Below are 20,431 nucleotides of genomic sequence, written 5' to 3'. Positions count from 1 at the left end.
AATTTTTTAAAAAACCTTAATACTTAAATACTTATCTTAACGCAAAATTATTAACATTTATTTTCCAACTCTTTTCTTAATTTTTCCAAACGCTTATGTTCTTCAGCCACTTGCGGATGCACCTGATACTGACCAGTTTGGCTTTGCCCAGATTTATGCAACTCACGGCGCTCAGCTAATTCCTCTTTTTGTGCCTTACGAAGTAATTTAAAGCTCATCCACAACAAAGCAAGTAGACCAATAACACAGACGATCACCAATCCAAAAAGTGCAATTTTCATGAATAAAACTTCACATAAAAAAAGAAACCTAATATGAATCAGGTCTCTTTGATTGTCAAAGCTTTAAATCACGCTTTGAATGCAGTCTTATTTATCTAAGATTGCAAATAAATCTTTTTGAACTTCTTCGATCGCACGTAAGCCATTCAACTTGTCATACGTTGGTGCATTTTCACCAGAAGCTGCACGACCTTGGTAGAAACCAACAAGCTGTTCAGTTTCAGTATGGTAAGAACCTAAACGCTTACGAATCGTTGCTTCTTCGTCATCTGGACGTTGAACAAGGTCTTCACCCGTTTCATCATCTTTACCTTCCACTTTAGGTGGATTATAAATTGTATGATAAACACGACCAGAAGCAGGATGCTGACGGCGACCTGAAAGACGTTTTACGATTTCTTCATCAGGTACATCAATTTCGATAACGTGATCGATGGTAATGCCTTCTTTTTCTAAAGCATCAGCTTGAGGAATGGTACGCGGGAAACCGTCAAAGATACAACCGTTTACACAATCAGGTTGTGCAATACGTTCTTTCACTAAACCGATGATAAGTTCGTCAGAGACTAAACCACCTGACTCCATTACACTTTTAGCTTTAAGACCTAATTCAGTACCTTCACGAATCGCAGCACGGAGCATATCACCGGTTGAAATTTGTGGGATATTGTAGCGCTTACAGATCAACTGAGCTTGTGTACCTTTGCCTGCTCCAGGTGGTCCAAGTAATATAATGCGCATAAAAAAACATCCTCATTTAAAACAAAATGTATGATACCGTTTGCCATGACAAATTTATATTTGTCATCGGAATGGCATCTAAATTATATGAAAGCCACAAACAAATGTATTAAACCTGCAAAAAATCCAGTGACACCGCCCAATACAATCAAAATCCATTCATCTTCCCGAAAAGCGGGACGTAATAAGTTTTGAAACTCTGTCGGTGTTAATTCACGAATACGTTCTTTAAACATCTGAAAGATTTTCTTTGCACGGCTCGCATTAAACGCAGGGTCGCAAACAGGTACCATCGTAATTTCAATTGATCGATCAATCAAGTCTGTCTTGAGCTTTGCGTATTCACTCGGACCTATTGACAATTGCAAAGCAGTACGAATTAAAGGCGATTCCATAATAACATTGACATGACGTTTGATAATACGTCGTGTTTTGTCTTTTTTGGGCCCATACATCATTTCGCTCATGATCGATTTTAACGTAATTAGGTCTTCTGTGACTACACTTGCAAAAACATCAGAAACTTCTTCTTGGCGCTTCATAAAAGCACCTTGCACATTATACGTTCCGATACGAGGAATGACAGGCTTAATCCATGGAAATTTGCGATTTTTAGTTAACTCAAAAAATTGAGGATAACGTACATAATGCGGTTCTACAGGGTTAAACACCATCCAGATTGCGATCCAGTTGGTCAAGAAGCCCCAAATCGCTGCGAAAAATGGAACTGTCCAATGTTGTGGTACAAATACATAAACAAACATTTGAAAAATACCAAAGAATGCTCCAATTAACGCACTGATATGCCAAATGAAGTTAATTTCTTTTTGTCCCACTTTCAGGAACATATACACCATTAAACGACGATCACCTTCCATTTGGCGAACAATCATTTCTTTCATGTCCACCAAAGATTCCACGCTCATCGTAAGCTCAGTCACGAGTTCTTTTAGAATCCCCGGCATCTGTTTATGTGCTTGATTATAAATTCTACGCTTAATCGAATAAGGCAGGTTTTCCCACAAAGTTGCATTACGATCGATCATCACTTCATCAATCAAATGTTCCAACTCAAAACCCACCTGTTCACCGATGATACGAGCCATGTCCTCAGGATCCATCGCCTCAAGAAACTCCTTGAGTGATCCTAATTTTGACAAAGTATTATCGGTAATAATACCAGAGATGCGTCCAGCTTTACGTGGCACAATGCCTTGCCAACCTACGGGCAATGGGCCGATATGAAAACCCCAGAATTTAATTGGATAAAAGACCATTTTCAAGGCCATCCACACGTGCGCCCATGTTACAAAGGCGGTCACAGGAATGATACTTAATATGGCAAGATGATCTGGTCGGGCTGTAAAAGCGTGCCACAAATCACTAACGTATTCCAACATGCATGACTCTCGTATTTATTTCAATATTTGCGGGCAAAAGGTATTCATAACATCATTATCAATTTTAAAAGCCTACACTTAATGTGTAAGCAAATTGTATTTGTGGTCTTGTTTCCACAATCATCTTGCCATTTTTATCATGTAATTCACTGCCTGCACCGATGCCCACACTGAAAGTACTGATACGCTCTTTATTTAACAATACATAAGACAAATCGCCACCTGCACCATATTGAACTTCATCTTTTCCATCTACAGATTTACTTTGCAAAGATCCGCCGTAAACACCGAGGTAAAAACCATTTTTATCCGTTCCATTCAAAGCGACAGGTATACGATAACCAATCTGCCCACCGAATGCATGATCATCATTGTAGAATGAACCTAGCTTAACGTAAGCAATCCCATAAGGATTGACCCACTCACCATTCACATGAATCATTTTCTGTGTAACACCAGCCCCAAGATTCCATTTAGATGCATCTTCTGGTTTAATTTTTGCTTCTGGTAAAAACTTTTCCACATCTCTTGGCAAACTATCTCTGCTGGTCGCATGCGCAAAATTTCCTATTGCTACTAGCAATAATAAGGGAAATATTTTTTTCATTATTTTCTCCATTACCCCTAACCTTTTACTTAGGTCGAATTTATTTATCCGTAATTTTTTGACTTTAACAGAATTATTTTATCACTCATATACAAATCACCATAAATTTACTGTCTGCAAAGTCAAAGTCATATTTATTTTTCATTTAGAATGTTAGGTTTTTTATCATTATCTACATTTTTGGGGTAAAATGTTCCGCCCCGCAATAATCTCTCTTTTGAGTACTTTAAGCCGACGACGTATGAAGCAGCAGTTTCCTCTCAAAAATGTTCAACAAGAAAAACGCATTTTTCGCAGCCGCGTGTTTTTTGCGATTGGAATCGTGTCATTTTTTATGTGCCTACTGATTTCTCGTTATGCTTATTTACAGATTTTCCATCATCAAGAGTTTAGTGAAGCTTCCGACAAAAACCGTATCCGTTTACAACCGATTGCCCCTGCTCGTGGTTATATTTATGATCGCAACGGTATTCTACTCGCAGACAATTACCCCGTTTTTACAGCAACACTTAGTCGAGCGGATGTAGAAGATATTGACGAAACAGTTCAACGTCTTACTCCTATTTTAAATCTTAGCCAAGAAGATATTGATCGCTTTAAGAGTCGAATTAAAACCTCTAAAAAAACAGAACGGGTTACTTTAAAGCTGAATCTAACTGAAACTGATATTGCACGTTTTAGTGAAATCAAGTTTCAGTTCCCCGGTGTCAATATTGAAACTCAGATGACACGTTATTACCCACATGGTGAATTATTTGCTCATGTGATTGGTTATGTGGGGCGTATTAACGACAAAGAATTAAAATCAATTGATAAAGACAGCTATGCTGGCACTAACCTGATCGGGAAAATTGGTGTTGAAAAATCTTATGAGGATTTATTGCATGGCGTACCGGGTTATGAGTCGATCGAAGCTGACGCACACGGAAATGTACTCCGTCATTTGGGTCGTAAAGAATCGACTCGTGGTAATGATTTATATCTATCATTAGATTATGGTTTACAAACGATTGCCGCAGAACAACTGAAAGATCGCCGTGGCGCAATTGTCGCGATTGACCCACGTACTGGGGAAATTCTTGCTTTGGTCTCAAGCCCTAGTTTTAACCCCAATTTATTCGTTACGGGAATCGGTACGGCTGATTATAGCGCCCTACGTGACAACTTAGATCAGCCTTTATATAACCGTGCTGTTCAAGGTTCTTACCCGCCCGGTTCGACTATTAAACCTATGGAAGCCATGGGTGGGATTCATTATAAAACTGTAGACTGGAATACTGCTATTTCAGATCCGGGTTATTTCCATCTACCGGGTGATTCGCATAAATTCCGTGACTGGAAAAAAACAGGTCATGGCAGCGTCAATATGCATAAATCCATTGTCGTGTCTTGTGATACTTATTTTTATATTCTTTCTTATCAAATGGGTATCGATAAGATGAATGAATGGATGCGCCAATTTGGTTTTGGTGAAAAAACTGGGGTAGATTTACCGAGTGAAAGTTCAGGCCTATACCCAAGTCCAGAATGGAAAATGCGCACTCGAAAAAGCAAGTGGTTAAAAGGCGAAACCATTTCTGTAAGTATCGGTCAGGGTGCATTTACCGCAACACCATTACAATTGGCAATGGCAACCGCAATTACAGCCAACCACGGTGCGCATGTGATCCCACATGTATTACGTGAATCTAAAGGTGCTAAAAAACATCCTGTACTGAATGCGCCGACAGGTAAAATTAATTTCAGTGGAACAGATGCCGACTGGGTCAAAATGCGTGATGCAATGGTCGACGTAATCCAGACAGGTACGGGACGTGGTATTCGCACACCGATGTATCAAATTGCAGGTAAAACAGGCACAGCACAGGTTAAAAGTATTGCGCAAGGTAAACGTTATAACGAAGCACTATTAACTGAGCGTCAACTCGATCATGGTTTATTTGTCGGTTTCGCACCAGCTGAAAACCCTGAAATTGCGATTGCTGTCATTTGGGAAAATGGTAAGCACGGTGGTTCAGCAGCTCAACTTGCACGCCCAGTATTTGATTATTGGTTATTAACACGCAAGAAAAAACCACTTGTACCACTCAGTCATCAAATGAGTGGTGGCTTGATGACTGCTGGGATTAAACCGGGTGAATTACCAAGTGGTGATATCACATTATCGGCCAATCCAAATGCTATGCCTAAGCCTAAACCAAACGCAGTGACTCAAAATACTGCAATACAGAATACAACTCGTGCGAATACTGGCAACACGACCAATTCAACAGCTTCGACGCCTACACCGCAAACAGCTTCACCAGCAACTCAGGCAGATATTAGTGAATAATAAAGTAAAGAATCAATTACGTATTATTGGTGGAGAATGGAAACGTCGTGTTCTCCCCTTCGCTGATGTTGATGGCTTACGTCCAACACCTGATCGTGTGCGTGAAACCTTGTTCAATTGGTTAATGTGGGATATTCAAAACGCCAACGTGCTAGACCTCTGTGCAGGCTCAGGCGCACTCGGTTTTGAAGCATTATCTCGTGGCGCTCGTCAAGTGATTATGGTTGAACCTCATCCCAAACAAGCCAAGATATTGAAAGATAACATTCAATTACTAAAAGCTGAAAACTGCCAATTAAAACAGCAAACGGCTCAGCAGACTTTATTGGGTATGAATGAACAATTTGATGTCGTCTTTCTAGATCCGCCATATAACCTCAACTTATGGGAAGAACTTGCTCAAAAAGCTGATCAATATCTTAAAAATGATGCATTGATTTATGTAGAAGCAGATCGTGCATTACACCAATTGACACTACCTGCATCATGGCAATTACAAAAACAGACTAGAGCGGGTGTTGTACATGCTGGACTGTTTAAAAAAATAATTTGAATAAATAGTTCTGAGAATCAATTTTAAATAACTACCAATACAATAAAAAATGGGCTGAAATTGCCCATTTTTTATTGATTAGAACATTCGAATATTTAGCAGTTTTCAATCTCGACGATCTTTATTCCAGTCTCGATGATCTTTATTCCAATCATGACGGTCATGGTTATATCGATCATCATCACGCCTATGCTCCCAACGATTTCGATCATGTCGATCCCAACGACCATCAGAATCATGCCTGTGCTCATGGCGTTGATCATAACGATCTGGATAATCATCATAAGGCGCAACAATACATCCCGTGAGTGAAATCCCAACTAAACTAAGCAATAGCATTTTTTTAATCATGGCTGAACATCCTATTCGACTAATATGTCTAATTTAATGAGAAAGGATGGAGATCTATGCAAGCCTATGTTTCAAGTTGTAGAACGTTCAACATTTTTTATTCATGATTGAAAAGTTAGAAATGTGATTATTTTAAAATTAATACGTTAAAGTTCGAACCCAATACACACGTAATAACTGCCCACGATCATAAGGAAAGCTAGAAATATATTCATAACCCAGTCTGTTTAAAGCATTGATTTTAAATTCCATACCATAGCCAAAAGAAATGGTTAATTCAGTTCCGCTGGTATTTGAATTGGTTGGATTTAACAAAGTATTCTTAAGTTGTTGCATATTATAAGCGGTGTAATTGAAAATTTTCAGCCGATCATTTTTATAAAATTCATTATTGAGAATTGAATAGTCCATGACCTCTTGGTCATGTTCTTCAGCTAGTTTTTTCTGCTCCGTTGCTTGCTCAAAAAAATTGTTATTTTGCTGCTCATTCAAATTGCTTAGGCTATTTTCATGTGTTTGAATATTAAATAGCGCTTCTTGCTTAAATTCAGGTGTTGCCTCAGTCACTTGATTATTTATATAAATATACTGTTGATTAGGTTCTAAATCGGATTCTCGATCAACGAATAACATATCAGCTGCGTAACCCTGCCCAATCATAGTAAAAGACAGGACTAGGTTACAGATGATACTTTTCATTTCAATTTCATCTTGTTAAAGACAAGTTTATAAAATATAGCACAATTATGATTTTAAATAAGATGCTGTCTTATAAATCAGTTGATTTCAATACCCCGTCTTTTAATCATTTTAAAGATTATATCAACAACAAAAACCTCTCACCTTTTTAAAAATAACATGCTGATTTTATGTAATATTTCAACATCAGATAAACAAGAACAAATATATTCACAATTAATGTTAAGATCAAGATTCCCCTATCACAATTGGGTTTCAATTATGGAAATACGTGATCAAATTATTCTTGTCACTGGCGGTGCGCGTGGCTTAGGACTCGCCATTACCCATGCACTGATTCGTGAAGGTGCTAGAGTTGTTGTGAACTATTTCAATAGTGAAGAATCGGCACAACAACTCGCAAAGGATCATCCAGATCAGGTTTTTATTTACAAAGCTGATATCACTGATGCTGAGCAAATTAAGACCATGTTTGCAAAAGCAAAATTGCATTATGGACACGCCATTACTTCAGTGGTCAACAATGCTTTGCTATCTTTTAAATTTAACGGTGATCAACGTCCAAAAGTTGAAACTTTAAGCTGGAATAGCATGCAGCAGCAACTGGACAGCGCTGTGAAAGCTGCATTAAACACGACTCAAGCCGCTTTAGATGACATGAAAAAAGATCACTTTGGGCGAATTATTAATATTGGAACCAATTTAGTTCAAAACCCTGTAGTGCCTTATCATGACTATACTGCTGCGAAAGCTGCGCTTTTGGCTTTTACACGTACAACTTCGCATGATTTAGGTCAATACGGTATAAATGTAAATATGCTGTCAGGTGGTTTATTGCGTAAAACTGATGCCAGTGATGCAACACCAGACCAAGTCTTTGACTTGATTGCAACATCGACACCCCTTCAGCAAGTGACCACACCTGAACAATTTGCTGATGCTGTATTAATGTTTTTATCGCCATGGTCACGTGCAGTGACGGGTCAAAACTTAATTGTCGATGGTAGTTTAGTAAAAGGTTAATCTGCTTAAACTTTTAAATGCGCATTCCAAAAAAAATGGGAGTCAATTGACTCCCATTTCTGTATTTAATTTAAAACACTAAGCTTTAAACTAAACCTTTACTTTTCAACAATTCATGCATGGTTGAACCAAGCTCAGCTGGACTACGCGTGTAAGCCATTCCCGCTCTTTCAAATGCAGCGAACTTCTCTTCAGCAGTACCTTGACCGCCAGAAATGATCGCACCAGCGTGACCCATACGTTTACCTTTAGGCGCAGTTACACCTGCGATGTAGCCCACTACAGGCTTAGTCACGTTAGATTTGATATATTCAGCAGCTTCTTCTTCCGCTGTACCACCAATCTCACCAATCATGATAATCGCTTCAGTTTGTGGATCTTCTTGGAATAGTTTTAAGCAATCAATTTGGTTCATACCCGGAATTGGATCACCACCAATACCGATACAGGTAGACTGACCTAAACCAAGCTTAGTTGTTTGAGCAACAGCTTCATAAGTCAATGTACCAGAACGAGAGATAATCCCGATTTTACCTGGTTGATGAATATGACCAGGCATAATGCCGATCTTACATTCACCCGGTGTGATAATCCCTGGACAGTTAGGGCCGATTAAACGTGCATTATTACCATACGTTTCAAGGTAACGTTTAGCTTTCAGCATGTCTAAAGTAGGTACGCCTTCTGTGATCACTACAATCAGCTCAACGCCTGCGTCAATTGCTTCAATTACAGAATCTAAAACAAAAGGTGCAGGTACATAAATTGATGTAGCATTCGCACCTGTTTCTTTTACAGCTTCACGCATGGTATTAAAAACAGGTAAACCGATATGCGTTTGACCGCCTTTGCCCGGTGTTACACCACCTACAACTTTTGTGCCGTATGCAATTGCTTGCTCAGAATGGAAAGTACCATTCTTACCCGTGAAACCTTGTACCAATACTTTTGTGTCTTTATTTACTAATACGCTCATGATTGATACTCCTTACGCTTTCACTGCAGCAACAATTTTTTCTGCGGCGTCAGCTAAACCGTTCGCAGAAATTAATTTTAAACCTGATTCATCAAGTAATTTTGCACCTAACTCAGCATTGTTCCCTTCTAAGCGAACAACCACAGGTACAGTCACATTTACTTCTTGAACCGCTGCAATAATTGCTTCAGCAATCATGTCACAACGTACAATACCACCAAAGATATTGATCAGAACACCTTGTACAGAAGTATCAGAAAGAATAATTTTGAATGCTTCAATTACGCGGTCTTTGGTTGCACCACCACCAACGTCAAGGAAGTTTGCAGGCTGACCACCATACAATTTGATGATGTCCATGGTTGCCATTGCAAGACCAGCACCATTCACCATACAACCAATGTTACCTTCAAGTGCAACATAGTTCAGATCAAATTCAGATGCTTTTAACTCACGCTCATTTTCTTGAGATTTATCACGCATGGCTGCGATCTCAGGTAAGCGATACAACGCATTTGAATCGATACCGACTTTAGCATCTACACACAAAATATCGCCATTTTCACGAACTGAAAGTGGGTTAATTTCAAATAAAGCAAAATCATTGTCTACAAATGCTTTATATGCAGCCGCCATGATCGTTACAAATTGGTTGATTTGCTTATCTTTTAAGCCCAATTGGAATGCAACATCACGTGCTTGGAATGGAAGCAATCCAACCAATGGATCTACTTCTACTTTGATAATTTTTTCAGGAGTTTCTTCTGCAACTTTTTCAATTTCAACACCGCCTTCAGTCGATGCCATAAAAGTTACACGACGGCTAGAGCGATCTACAACCGCGCCAAGATATAATTCACGTTCTACAGGATAAACGTCTTCACAAACAAGAATGCTATTTACAGGTTGACCATTTGCATCTGTTTGATAAGTAACTAAACGAGTACCCAAAAGATTTTTTGCATATTCAGCTGCTTCTTCTTTCGATTTAACAACTTTTACGCCACCAGCTTTACCACGTCCACCAGCATGGACTTGTGCCTTCATGACAGCGAATTTACCTTCAATTTGATCAAAGGCAGCTGCTGCTTCTTCTGGTGTTGTAATCAAAATGCCTTCTTGAACTGGCATACCATATTTTTTTAACAGCGCTTTCGCTTGATACTCATGTAAATTCATTTTTTACCTTTTACTACTTTTCACATTGTTATGACACACCAACAATTAGACATCCATCTCACTAACTATTGGCATTTATTAAAATTTGTTCTTTTACCAGTAGGTGATCATTCAACGCTGAATCATCACCCAAATCCAAAAAGAGCGGTCGAAACCGCTCTTTTTTTTATTTACGTTTACGTTGAATCGCGTGAATTGCACGACCATCTACAGACAATGCTGCTTCATGGACGACTTCAGAATACGTTGGGTGACCAAAAGTCATCAACTGTAGATCTTCAACAGAAGATACAAACTCAAGTGCAATCATACCTTGGTGAACGATATCAGAAGCGCCTGGGCCAATAATGTGCATACCCAATAGACGATCAGTTTTTGCATCTGCAACAAACTTCACGAAACCAGCAGATTCATTTGCAGCCAAAGCACGACCATTCACAGCAAATGGGAACTGACCTGTTTTAACTTCGTGACCTTTTTCTTTCGCTTGCTCTTCAGTCAAGCCAACCCATGCAGCTTCAGGGTGCGTATAAATCACTGAAATAATCGTGTCATAGTTGATTTGAGCTGCATGACCATGCATACGCTCAACAGCCATTACACCTTCTTCCATTGCTTTATGCGCAAGCATTGGGCCACGTACTAAGTCACCAATTGCATAGACGCCATCAACAGATGTCGCACACCAATCGTTTACATCAATAAGACCACGTTCAGTCAATTTAATGCCTGAATCTTCAGCCAATAAACCTTCCGCATAAGCCTTACGACCTACACAAACGATCAACTTATCGAAAGTCTCAGTTTTGTCTTCACCAGCTTGGTTATACTGAACAGTCACTTCGCGACCATTAATTTCAGTACCAGAAACTTTAGCGCCGATGCGAATATCTAGACCCTGTTTAGTCAAAAGCTTTTGATAATCTTTCGCCAAAGCTTTATCAGCCATTGGTAAGAATGTATCTAATGCTTCAAATACAACCACTTCTGAACCTAGACGACGCCATACTGAACCAAGTTCAAGACCAATGACACCTGCACCAATCACACCAAGACGTTTAGGTATTTCTTGGAATTCTAATGCACCAGTTGAATCAACAATTAAGTCTTCATCAACTTTAGCCACTGGAATGTTTACTGGTACTGAACCCGTTGCAAGAATAACAAATTTAGGTTCTAGAACTTGAACATCACCACCATCTAATGGTGTGAATTCAACTTTTTTACCCGCAAGTAATTTACCAGTCCCTTGTAACCATTCGATGCCATTACCTTTCAGTAATTGAGCAACACCACTGGTCAAGTTATCTACAACTTTGTCTTTACGTGCTAAAAGTTTAGCTAAGTCAAGTTGTACATTTTCAACTGAGATACCGTGAACATCTAAGCCATGAAGTGTGTCTTCATAGTGATGTGAAGAATCAAGTAATGCTTTTGATGGAATACAACCAACATTTAAGCAAGTACCACCTAGAGATGGTTTGCCTTTGTGTACACGTTTTTCGATACATGCAACTTTAAAACCAAGCTGAGCAGCACGAATCGCTGCTTCATAACCACCTGGACCACCGCCGATTACAACAAGATCAAACTGTTGAGACATTTTTATCTCCATTTTAATCTCCCCTAACCCTTCTCTACAAAGGAAATATTCACAAGTCTTAGAACCGATTTGATTCGTGAAAGTCCCCCCTAATTAAAGGGGGGATTTAGGGGGATTCTTAAGTATTAAATTATAGGTCAAGGATAAGTTTAGCAGGCTCTTCAAGTAACTCTTTAACTGTTACTAAGAAACCTACAGCTTCTTTACCATCAATCATACGATGGTCATAAGAAAGCGCAAGGTACATCATTGGAAGAATTTCAACTTGACCATTTACAGCCATAGGACGCTCTTGGATTTTGTGCATACCTAAAATTGCAGTTTGTGGTTGGTTCAAAATTGGAGTCGAAAGCAATGAACCGAAAGTACCACCATTGGTAATTGTGAAAGTACCACCTGTCATATCTTCGATAGACAATTTACCTTCACGAGCTTTACCTGCATAAGCAGCAATACCAGACTCAACTTCAGCATAGTTCATACGGTCTGTATCACGTAATACAGGAACCACTAAACCACGATCAGAAGAAACTGCAACACCGATGTCATAATAACCGTGATAAACGATATCATCGCCATCAATTGAAGCATTCACAGCTGGATAACGTTTAAGCGCTTCAGTTACTGCTTTAACAAAGAATGACATGAAGCCTAAACGAGCACCATGGCGTTTTTCGAAAGCATCTTTATATTGCTTACGCATTTCCATTACTGGCTTCATGTTCACTTCGTTAAACGTTGTTAACATTGCAGTTTGTTGAGTTGCAGCAAGCAGACGCTCAGCAACACGCTTACGTAAACGTGTCATTGGAACGCGCTTTTCAATACGTTCACCAACAGCTACGCTCAATGGCGTTACATTTGCAGCTGGTTTTGCTTGATGATTTGCAACATCTTCTTTAGTGATACGACCACCACGACCAGTACCATCTACATCAGCAGCAGAAATACCTGTTTCTGTTAATGCTTTACGCACTGCAGGTGCTTGATCTTGTACTTGAGCACGTTCTACTACAGGTGCAGCACCCGCTTCAGTTTGTGAAGAAGCTTGTTCAACTTTCTGTTCGCTTTGAACAGATTGAGTTTGAGCAGCACCAGAAACAGCGCCCTCTTCAAACATTGCAATCACTTCAGAAGAAAGAACAGTATCACCTTCATTTTTGATGATTGCAGAAATTGAACCGTCAGCAGGAGCAACAACCTCTAAAACAACTTTATCTGTTTCAATATCACAGATCACTTCATCACGTGAAACAGCTTCACCTGGTTGTTTGTGCCAAGTTGCAATTGTTCCGTCAGCAACTGACTCTGGAAATACCGGTGCTTTAATTTCGGTTGCCATTATTTAGTTTCTCCTGATTGATCAGCTACGATCGCAAGTGCGTCATTCACGAGCTGAGCTTGTTGTTTTGCATGTAAATATGGTGAACCACAAGCCGGTGCAGCTGAAGCATCGCGACCTGCATAACTAATGCGAATTTGTTTACCTGAACTCATTACACCTTCATATAAACGAGGCGCGATGAATAACCAAGCACCTTGGTTCTTCGGCTCTTCTTGACACCAAACAAGCTCTTGAATGTTTGGATAAGTCGCAAGAACTTCAGCAATGCGTTTTTCTGGGAATGGATACAATTGTTCAACACGTACAATTGCAACATTCAAATTCTCTTCGCGACGTTTTTCAAGTAAGTCATAATAAACTTTACCACCACAAAGCACTAAACGTGTTACATCCGCTTTGTTGATTTGATCCACTTCATCAATCACAGTCTGGAATGTACCAGTTGCGAGCTCTTCTAAAGTAGAAGTTGCTAATTTATGACGAAGTAAAGACTTCGGTGACATGACAATCATCGGCTTACGAATTGGACGAATCGCTTGACGACGCATTGCATGGAAAATCTGTGCAGGCGTAGTCGGTGTGATGACTTGCATATTGTCTTCTGCACAAAGCTGTAAGAAACGCTCTAAACGTGCTGAAGAATGCTCAGGACCTTGGCCTTCATAACCATGTGGAAGAAGTAATGTTAAACCACACACACGTTCCCACTTCGTCTCACCAGATGAAATGAACTGGTCAATCACAACCTGCGCACAGTTTGCAAAGTCACCGAATTGTGCTTCCCAAATAATCAAGCTTTTTGGCAACGTTGTTGCATAACCATATTCAAAAGCAAGTACTGCCATTTCAGACAATAATGAGTCATATACTGCAGTACGTGGCTGATTTTCTTTGATATGACACAATGGGATATAAACAGAACCATCAACTTGGTTATGTAGTTTTGCATGACGGTGCGAGAAAGTACCACGACCAACGTCTTCACCAGTCAAACGAACCAAATAACCATCATCAAGGATCGTTGCATACGCTAGAACTTCTGCAGCACCCCAGTTTAATGGCATTTCACCTGTTTGCATTTTCAAACGATCATCGATCACTTTTGAAACTTGACGTTGCATAACGAAGCCTTCTGGAAGCTCACGCATTTTTACGCCTAGTTCTTTCAAACGCTCGATTGGGAAAGTCGTATCCCAAACATCTGTATATTCATGACCTAAATAAGGCTTCCAATCTACAAACATTTTTTCATTTGGTTCAAGCACTAAAGCATTCGCAACATGGTTACCTGCTTCAAGATCTTCACGATATTTTTCAACCAAAGCATCAGCATCTGCACGATCTAATACTTTTTCTTGTACCAATTGATCTGCATAAAGCGTACGTGTAGTCGCTTTTTTATTGATCACTTGATACATCATTGGTTGAGTTGCTGCTGGTTCATCTGCTTCGTTATGACCACGACGACGGTAACAGAACATATCAATCACAACATCTTTACGGAATGTATGACGGAAATCGTGTGCCAATTGAGCAACAAATAAAACAGCTTCAGGGTCATCGCCATTTACATGGAAAATTGGCGCCTGAATCATTTTTGCAATATCAGTACAGTATTCTGTAGAACGCGCATCACGCGGATCAGATGTGGTAAAACCAACTTGGTTGTTCACAACGATATGTACCGTACCACCCACGGTATAACCACGTGTTTGTGACATTTGGAAGGTTTCTTGGTTTACACCTTGACCTGCAAATGCAGCATCGCCATGTACAATGATTGGTAATACATCATCACCACCAATATCTTTACGACGTACTTGACGAGCACGTACAGAACCTTCAACTACAGGTCCTACGATTTCTAAGTGTGATGGGTTAAATGCCAATGCCAAGTGAACTTCGCCACCTGGAGTCATCACATTTGAAGAAAAACCTTGATGGTATTTAACATCGCCTGAACCTTTTTTATTCAGTGATTTACCTTCAAACTCACCAAATAAGTCAGCAGGGTTTTTACCCATAATGTTGACAAGTAAGTTTAAACGACCACGGTGTGGCATACCAATCACGACTTCTTTACAACCTACAGCACCTGCACGTTGAATAAGTTCGTTCACCATTGGAATGAAAGATTCACCACCTTCCACACCAAAACGTTTTGCACCAACATATTTATTACCGAGGAATTTCTCTAAACCTTCAGCAGCAGTTAGACGCTCAAGAACATGTTTCTTTTGATCTACAGAGAAATTGAATTGACCACGCGCACTTTCAAGGCGTTGTTGAATCCAACGTTTTTCTTTGGTATCAACAATATGCATATACTCAGTACCAATAGAAGCACAATATGTTGCTTCCATTGCATTGACCATTTCGCCTAAAGTTGCTTCAGATTTACCAATTGCAAGATTTCCTGCATTAAATACAGTGTCTAAGTCCGACTTGGTTAATCCATGTGCTGCAAGATCTAAATCAGGCACATCTTCACGCTTAGCTAAACCCAGTGGATCAAGCTTTGCTTTTTGATGACCACGGTTACGGTATGCAGCAATCAGTTGTAACACACCAATTTGACGACGTTCATGCTCAGTACTTACTTCACTTTGCACAACAGGCTGAATACGATTTGAATTACGACCTAATAATAAGAATTGCTCACGAATATTTCCGTGTGGTTGATCACCTTTAGGGAATTTATCGAAATATTGACGCCAATCCTCACCTACTGAGGTCGGAGAAGAAAGGTACTGTTCGTAAAGCTCTTCAATATACGCTGCGCTATCAGCGGAAAGTTCAGTGTCAAGACGCAGTGCGTCAGCAACTTCTTGCATTTGTGGACCCATTTCCTATTGCAAAAAACATTACAGGATGCTTTTTAAGCACTCCCATGATTGATCATGCCAAATCGGTAAATTGACATTCACCCACTAGGTACAGTGACCACGGGGCGTTATAAACATTAGCTTTTACTAATGTATACAATGAATCATAACGCCCTCAATGGCATCATTACTCACATATACTCAACCGCAGTTGAGCAATTTTTTGCAAATCGACTTAGAAAAAACAAAAATTGAATTTGCTTTTTCTAAAGCGACTTATCAGATGACGTTATATATTATTTATAAACTGTTCTGAATCAGACTTATGTAGATAAAATGTACCAAAATCCAGTACGTTTTTCACATATATTCATTTGTTAAATGCTATCATGAACTACAGCTTGAATTGATTTTTTTGACACATACCACTCATAAATTGGCGAAATACATACAAAAAATAATCAAATATCATCCATCCATTTATATAAAAAATCCACCCACCCGATCATTTTACCTATTTCACCATAAAATCAATAAAAAAAAGAGCGCACATCAAATGATGTACGCTCTTTTTTACGCAGTATTAACCCGCTTGGTCAAGCAACATGCTACGGATATGACCGATTGCTTTTGTTGGGTTCAAACCTTTAGGACATACAGATACGCAGTTCATAATCCCTTTACAACGGAACAATGAGAACGGATCGTCAAGACGTGATAAACGATCTTGAGTCGCTGTATCACGCGAGTCAATAATGAAACGGTAGGCATTTAACAATGCAGATGGACCTAAGAACTTATCAGGGTTCCACCAGAATGATGGGCATGAAGTTGAACAACATGCACATAAGATACATTCATACAGACCATTCAAATGATCACGCTCTTCAGGAGACTGTAAACGCTCCTTCGGTGGCGCAGGTTGATTATTGATTAGGAATGGCTGAATTTTGTCATACTGATCGTAGAACTGATTCATATCCACAACTAAATCTTTAACCACTGGCAAACCTGGTAATGGACGAATTACGATTTTTTCAGGTAAATCGTTCAAGTTCCATAAACAAGCAAGACCATTTTTACCATTGATGTTCACACCATCCGAACCACAAATACCTTCACGGCAAGAGCGACGGAATGTTAATGACTCATCTTGTACTTTTAATGCAAGAAGTGCATCAAGCAACATACGGTGCTTATCAGTCAATTCAAGTTTAAAAGTTTGCATGTACGGTGCTTTATCCTTATCAGGATCATAGCGGTAGATTTCGAATGTACGAGTGCCTCTACTCATCTTTATTCTCCCAATTAGAATGTACGTGGCTTAGGTTCAATAGCTTCAACAGTCAACGGGCTGTAACGTACTGGTTTATATTCAAGATGATTATCACTTGAATACCATAGAGTATGTTTCATCCATTCATCATCACGACGACCATACGAATATGTCGGGTGATCTGCTGGCAACTCATAATCAACAACTGTATGTGCACCACGGCACTCTTTACGAGCAGCAGCAGAAATCAAGGTTGCTTTAGCAACTTCATACAAGTTTTCAACTTCTAAAGCTTCAATACGTGCTGTATTAAATACTTTAGATTTGTCTTTTAAGTAGATGTTGCGAACACGTGGTTCAATGGCAAGAATCTGCTTAACACCCTCATCAAGCAATGCTTGAGTACGGAATACACCAGCATGATCCTGAACGATGTCACGAATTGCATCAGCAACTTCTTGAGCATTTTCACCAGAAGTCGAATCATCAAGCTGACGAATACGCTTCATGGTATTCACCAACGCATTGGTAGGAACTGGCGTGTACTCATCACCATGATGCTTAGTCACATAATCAATGATGTGTTCACCAGCAGCTTTACCAAATACCACCAAGTCAAGCAATGAGTTTGTACCTAAACGGTTTGCACCATGTACAGATACGCAAGAACATTCACCAATTGCATAGAAACCTTTCACTGGTTTCGTATAATTCATTTTACCATTGGTTGTATATTCTTTCGTATTTTGGTCATAACCTGCATGGAAACCAGCTTCGTTGGCTTCAAACTCAGGAACAACCACTTGACCATGAATATTCGTTGGAATACCACCCATTTGATAATGGATTGTTGGTACAACTGGAATCGCTTCTTTCGTGATATCTACGTTTGCGAATTTTTTACCAATCTCAAATACAGACGGTAAACGTTTCATAATCGTATCAGCACCCAAGTGAGTCATATCAAGTAAGATATAATCGCCTTTAGGACCACAACCACGACCTTCTTTGATCTCTTGGTCCATTGAACGTGATACGAAGTCACGTGGAGCCAAATCTTTCAAAGTTGGAGCATAACGTTCCATGAACGGTTCGCCGTCTTTGTTACGAAGGATTGCACCTTCACCACGACAACCTTCAGTCAACAATACGCCTGCGCCTGCAACACCTGTTGGGTGGAACTGCCAGAATTCCATATCCTGTAATGGAATACCCGCACGAGCAGCCATACCAAGACCATCCCCCGTATTGATATATGCATTTGTAGATGCACGGTAAACACGACCCGCACCACCTGTAGCAAACAATGTCGCTTTCGCTTGAAATACCGCAATTTTACCCGTTTCTTGGTCAATTGCAGTTACACCAATCACCGCACCTTCATCATCACGGATCAAATCAAGCGCAATCCACTCAACGAAGAATTGAGTACCCATTTTCACGTTGCTTTGATAAAGCGTATGAAGAAGTGCGTGACCTGTACGGTCAGCAGCAGCACATGCACGTGGAACAGCTTTTTCACCGTAGTTTGCAGAGTGACCGCCAAATGGACGTTGGTAAATCGTACCATCCGCATTACGGTCAAAAGGCATACCCATGTGTTCTAATTCATAAACAACTTTAGGCGCTTCACGACACATAAATTCGATTGCATCTTGGTCACCTAACCAGTCAGAACCTTTTACTGTGTCATAAAAGTGATAGTGCCAGTTATCATCTTGCATATTACCAAGAGATGCACCGATACCGCCTTGTGCCGCAACAGTATGAGAACGTGTTGGGAATACTTTAGTCAGAACAGCAACTTTCAAACCAGCTTGTGCAAGTTGATAAGAAGCACGCATACCTGAACCACCACCGCCTACGATGACTGCATCGAAAGCTTGGCTTGGAATATTTGAATAATCTTCTTTAGGGGTTATAGCGCCCATGACATCTTCCTATCAATTCGCCCAAAAAATCTGGATTGCCCAGATCGCATATGCAATAACAGCAATAATCACTGCTGATGTTAATACAATGCGTAAACCTGAAGCTGAAGGACCCATTTGACGAGTAGTCACATAGTCAGTGAATACCTGCCACATACCAATCCAAGCATGCGCAACAAGTGATAAGACTGCCAATAAAGATAAAACCTTCATTGGTAGAGTCATCATAAAGCCATTCCATTGTTCAAAGCTGAATCCACCATTACACAGAATCCAACCCAATACCACAACAGTATAAACAGCTAATACAACAGCACTAACGCGTTGGATATACCAATCACGTGAACCTGAACCCGTTAAACCTGTAGCACTTTTCATTAGAGAACAATCCATACAAATGATGCGATTACAGAAATCGCAGCCAAGATTAATGCGATAGTTGCTGCTACGCGGCCACTTTGAAGCTCTTCAGCAAAACCAAGATCTGCGAGTAAGTGTTTAATACCCATAATAAAATGAAATAATAAACCAGCGACAAACACCCATACGATAAAGCGAACAATGTAGCTATCAAAAATAGCTTGAACTTGAGCAAAACCTTCAGGCGAAGACAAAGACTTATCTAATAGCCACAAAAGTACCGGTACGAGTAAAAATACGATGACACCTGAAAGACGGTGTAGAATTGATGCAATAGCCACAGGGGATTTTAAGTTTACATCTAAAACTTGACCCATGGACAAATTGACAGGTCTGTTGCTTTTCACAGCGGGCATCCTGTAAGTAAAAACTCCATCCGGAGTTTGTTGGAATTAATTCGAAGGAAAGCTAGCATTGTCAGGCAAAATCAATTGCCTGAACTTTAAACGACATCGAATTATAAAACGTCAACTGTCAAAACACAAACAATCAAAATTGGCTTTTTCTTTAAAAATCACTCAAATAAGAATCATTTACATTAATTTCAAAGCTAATCCATATCAGCAGCACACTCATTTACATGCTATCTCTTTATTTTTTATAGACTTTGCAAAAACCATTTTAATACATAATTGCAACTTATATTATTTTGATAAATTTAGACTAAAGCACAAGGTTACGGACAAAAGCGTCCTAATATTTTTCATTCCATTTTGTTTATTATTTATTTCCTTTTTGTTTGGATTCTATACCGATTATGTCTGTTGAAAATAATCCTTTATTTCCTTTTTTAATATTCAACATTTTGTCGAATGATTTAACGCAGCTGAATGTAATAAGAAAGAATAACTTAGTGTGTGAATAATGAAGGTATAACATATCGTTTTTT

The 20,431-nt window shown here is 39.5% G+C and carries 18 protein-coding genes; 3 read left to right on the top strand and 15 right to left on the bottom strand.

Translation table 11 applies throughout. From position 1 onward, the window contains the following. Positions 1-50: 50 nt before the first annotated feature. The 4 genes from ACY45D_RS05355 to ACY45D_RS05340 all read right to left on the bottom strand — a co-directional run bounded on the left by ACY45D_RS05355 (position 51) and on the right by ACY45D_RS05340 (position 3,029). Complete coding sequence (locus ACY45D_RS05355) at positions 51-281, bottom strand: hypothetical protein (RefSeq protein WP_463108766.1); 231 nt, start codon at positions 279-281, stop codon at positions 51-53. Positions 282-368: 87 nt separating this feature from the next. After that, entirely contained in the window at positions 369-1,022 is a 654-nt protein-coding gene (gene adk / locus ACY45D_RS05350; protein WP_120382823.1) for an adenylate kinase, read from the bottom strand. An 83-nt stretch (positions 1,023-1,105) separates the two neighbouring features. Then, positions 1,106-2,422 (bottom strand): hypothetical protein, encoded by a 1,317-nt coding sequence (locus ACY45D_RS05345; protein ID WP_463108765.1) that lies wholly within the window; start codon positions 2,420-2,422, stop codon positions 1,106-1,108. 64 nt (positions 2,423-2,486) lie between these two features. Continuing rightward, positions 2,487-3,029 carry a hypothetical protein gene (locus ACY45D_RS05340; RefSeq protein ID WP_463108764.1) on the bottom strand — a complete coding sequence of 181 codons (543 nt, stop codon included), beginning with the start codon at positions 3,027-3,029 and terminating at the stop codon, positions 2,487-2,489. 241 nt (positions 3,030-3,270) lie between these two features. On the opposite strand from ACY45D_RS05340, the gene mrdA reads away from it, so the two are divergent. Further along, the gene (gene mrdA / locus ACY45D_RS05335) at positions 3,271-5,361 is read left to right on the top strand and encodes a penicillin-binding protein 2 (protein ID WP_463108763.1); all 2,091 of its coding nucleotides are present in this window, start codon (positions 3,271-3,273) and stop codon (positions 5,359-5,361) included. Beyond that, positions 5,354-5,914: a 16S rRNA (guanine(966)-N(2))-methyltransferase RsmD gene (gene rsmD, locus ACY45D_RS05330; RefSeq protein WP_463108762.1), complete on the top strand. Its 561-nt coding sequence runs from the start codon at positions 5,354-5,356 to the stop codon at positions 5,912-5,914. The genes mrdA and rsmD overlap by 8 nt, the downstream gene beginning before the upstream one ends. A 105-nt stretch (positions 5,915-6,019) precedes the next feature. On the opposite strand, the gene ACY45D_RS05325 is transcribed toward rsmD, so the two are convergent. Then, positions 6,020-6,265, bottom strand: a complete 246-nt coding sequence (locus ACY45D_RS05325; RefSeq protein WP_463108761.1) for a hypothetical protein — start codon at positions 6,263-6,265, stop codon at positions 6,020-6,022. 138 nt (positions 6,266-6,403) lie between these two features. Beyond that, a complete protein-coding gene (locus ACY45D_RS05320; RefSeq protein WP_463108760.1) occupies positions 6,404-6,964 on the bottom strand; it encodes a hypothetical protein in 561 nt (186 codons plus the stop codon). A gap of 261 nt (positions 6,965-7,225) precedes the next feature. On the opposite strand from ACY45D_RS05320, the gene ACY45D_RS05315 reads away from it, so the two are divergent. Next, positions 7,226-7,987: a 3-oxoacyl-ACP reductase gene (locus ACY45D_RS05315; RefSeq protein ID WP_463108759.1), complete on the top strand. Its 762-nt coding sequence runs from the start codon at positions 7,226-7,228 to the stop codon at positions 7,985-7,987. Between the two features lie 85 nt (positions 7,988-8,072). Here the strand turns inward: ACY45D_RS05315 and sucD are convergent, their stop codons facing one another. The 9 genes from sucD to sdhC form a co-directional block, all read right to left on the bottom strand. Beyond that, positions 8,073-8,963: a succinate--CoA ligase subunit alpha gene (gene sucD, locus ACY45D_RS05310; RefSeq protein WP_463108758.1), complete on the bottom strand. Its 891-nt coding sequence runs from the start codon at positions 8,961-8,963 to the stop codon at positions 8,073-8,075. Between the two features lie 12 nt (positions 8,964-8,975). Next, on the bottom strand, positions 8,976-10,142 hold the full coding sequence (sucC, locus tag ACY45D_RS05305; protein ID WP_463108757.1) for an ADP-forming succinate--CoA ligase subunit beta: 1,167 nt from the start codon (positions 10,140-10,142) through the stop codon (positions 8,976-8,978). Positions 10,143-10,308: 166 nt separating this feature from the next. Continuing rightward, positions 10,309-11,745 (bottom strand): dihydrolipoyl dehydrogenase, encoded by a 1,437-nt coding sequence (lpdA, locus tag ACY45D_RS05300; RefSeq protein WP_463108756.1) that lies wholly within the window; start codon positions 11,743-11,745, stop codon positions 10,309-10,311. Between the two features lie 130 nt (positions 11,746-11,875). Further along, positions 11,876-13,087, bottom strand: a complete 1,212-nt coding sequence (odhB, locus tag ACY45D_RS05295; protein WP_463108755.1) for a 2-oxoglutarate dehydrogenase complex dihydrolipoyllysine-residue succinyltransferase — start codon at positions 13,085-13,087, stop codon at positions 11,876-11,878. Then, a complete protein-coding gene (locus ACY45D_RS05290; protein WP_463108754.1) occupies positions 13,087-15,924 on the bottom strand; it encodes a 2-oxoglutarate dehydrogenase E1 component in 2,838 nt (945 codons plus the stop codon). The genes odhB and ACY45D_RS05290 overlap by 1 nt, the downstream gene beginning before the upstream one ends. 574 nt (positions 15,925-16,498) lie before the next feature. Further along, a complete protein-coding gene (locus tag ACY45D_RS05285) occupies positions 16,499-17,209 on the bottom strand; it encodes a succinate dehydrogenase iron-sulfur subunit (RefSeq protein WP_089604413.1) in 711 nt (236 codons plus the stop codon). Positions 17,210-17,223: 14 nt separating this feature from the next. Then, positions 17,224-19,122 (bottom strand): succinate dehydrogenase flavoprotein subunit, encoded by a 1,899-nt coding sequence (sdhA, locus tag ACY45D_RS05280; RefSeq protein WP_463108753.1) that lies wholly within the window; start codon positions 19,120-19,122, stop codon positions 17,224-17,226. Positions 19,123-19,134: 12 nt separating this feature from the next. Further along, positions 19,135-19,500 carry a succinate dehydrogenase, hydrophobic membrane anchor protein gene (gene sdhD / locus ACY45D_RS05275; RefSeq protein WP_120382835.1) on the bottom strand — a complete coding sequence of 122 codons (366 nt, stop codon included), beginning with the start codon at positions 19,498-19,500 and terminating at the stop codon, positions 19,135-19,137. Continuing rightward, positions 19,500-19,898, bottom strand: coding sequence for a succinate dehydrogenase, cytochrome b556 subunit (gene sdhC, locus ACY45D_RS05270; protein ID WP_463108752.1), 399 nt, complete (start codon positions 19,896-19,898; stop codon positions 19,500-19,502). Before sdhC ends, sdhD begins: the two co-directional genes overlap by 1 nt. Positions 19,899-20,431: the final 533 nt, after the last annotated feature.

The sequence above is a fragment of the Acinetobacter sp. BZX-2 genome (assembly GCF_055179795.1).
The sequence above is the reverse complement of the archived record's forward strand: the minus strand, read 5'-3'. Positions and strand labels throughout refer to the sequence as shown.

Excerpts from the sequence above, each read along its gene's own strand:
- ACY45D_RS05355 (WP_463108766.1), bottom strand. The coding sequence starts at position 281 with ATGAAAATTGCACTTTTTGGATTGGTGATCGTCTGTGTTATTGGTCTA.
- adk (WP_120382823.1), bottom strand. The coding sequence starts at position 1,022 with ATGCGCATTATATTACTTGGACCACCTGGAGCAGGCAAAGGTACACAA.
- ACY45D_RS05345 (WP_463108765.1), bottom strand. The coding sequence starts at position 2,422 with ATGTTGGAATACGTTAGTGATTTGTGGCACGCTTTTACAGCCCGACCA.
- ACY45D_RS05340 (WP_463108764.1), bottom strand. The coding sequence starts at position 3,029 with ATGAAAAAAATATTTCCCTTATTATTGCTAGTAGCAATAGGAAATTTT.
- mrdA (WP_463108763.1), top strand. The coding sequence starts at position 3,271 with ATGAAGCAGCAGTTTCCTCTCAAAAATGTTCAACAAGAAAAACGCATT.
- ACY45D_RS05325 (WP_463108761.1), bottom strand. The coding sequence starts at position 6,265 with ATGATTAAAAAAATGCTATTGCTTAGTTTAGTTGGGATTTCACTCACG.
- ACY45D_RS05320 (WP_463108760.1), bottom strand. The coding sequence starts at position 6,964 with ATGAAAAGTATCATCTGTAACCTAGTCCTGTCTTTTACTATGATTGGG.
- ACY45D_RS05315 (WP_463108759.1), top strand. The coding sequence starts at position 7,226 with ATGGAAATACGTGATCAAATTATTCTTGTCACTGGCGGTGCGCGTGGC.
- sucD (WP_463108758.1), bottom strand. The coding sequence starts at position 8,963 with ATGAGCGTATTAGTAAATAAAGACACAAAAGTATTGGTACAAGGTTTC.
- sucC (WP_463108757.1), bottom strand. The coding sequence starts at position 10,142 with ATGAATTTACATGAGTATCAAGCGAAAGCGCTGTTAAAAAAATATGGT.
- lpdA (WP_463108756.1), bottom strand. The coding sequence starts at position 11,745 with ATGTCTCAACAGTTTGATCTTGTTGTAATCGGCGGTGGTCCAGGTGGT.
- odhB (WP_463108755.1), bottom strand. The coding sequence starts at position 13,087 with ATGGCAACCGAAATTAAAGCACCGGTATTTCCAGAGTCAGTTGCTGAC.
- ACY45D_RS05290 (WP_463108754.1), bottom strand. The coding sequence starts at position 15,924 with ATGCAAGAAGTTGCTGACGCACTGCGTCTTGACACTGAACTTTCCGCT.
- ACY45D_RS05285 (WP_089604413.1), bottom strand. The coding sequence starts at position 17,209 with ATGAGTAGAGGCACTCGTACATTCGAAATCTACCGCTATGATCCTGAT.
- sdhA (WP_463108753.1), bottom strand. The coding sequence starts at position 19,122 with ATGGGCGCTATAACCCCTAAAGAAGATTATTCAAATATTCCAAGCCAA.
- sdhD (WP_120382835.1), bottom strand. The coding sequence starts at position 19,500 with ATGAAAAGTGCTACAGGTTTAACGGGTTCAGGTTCACGTGATTGGTAT.
- sdhC (WP_463108752.1), bottom strand. The coding sequence starts at position 19,898 with ATGCCCGCTGTGAAAAGCAACAGACCTGTCAATTTGTCCATGGGTCAA.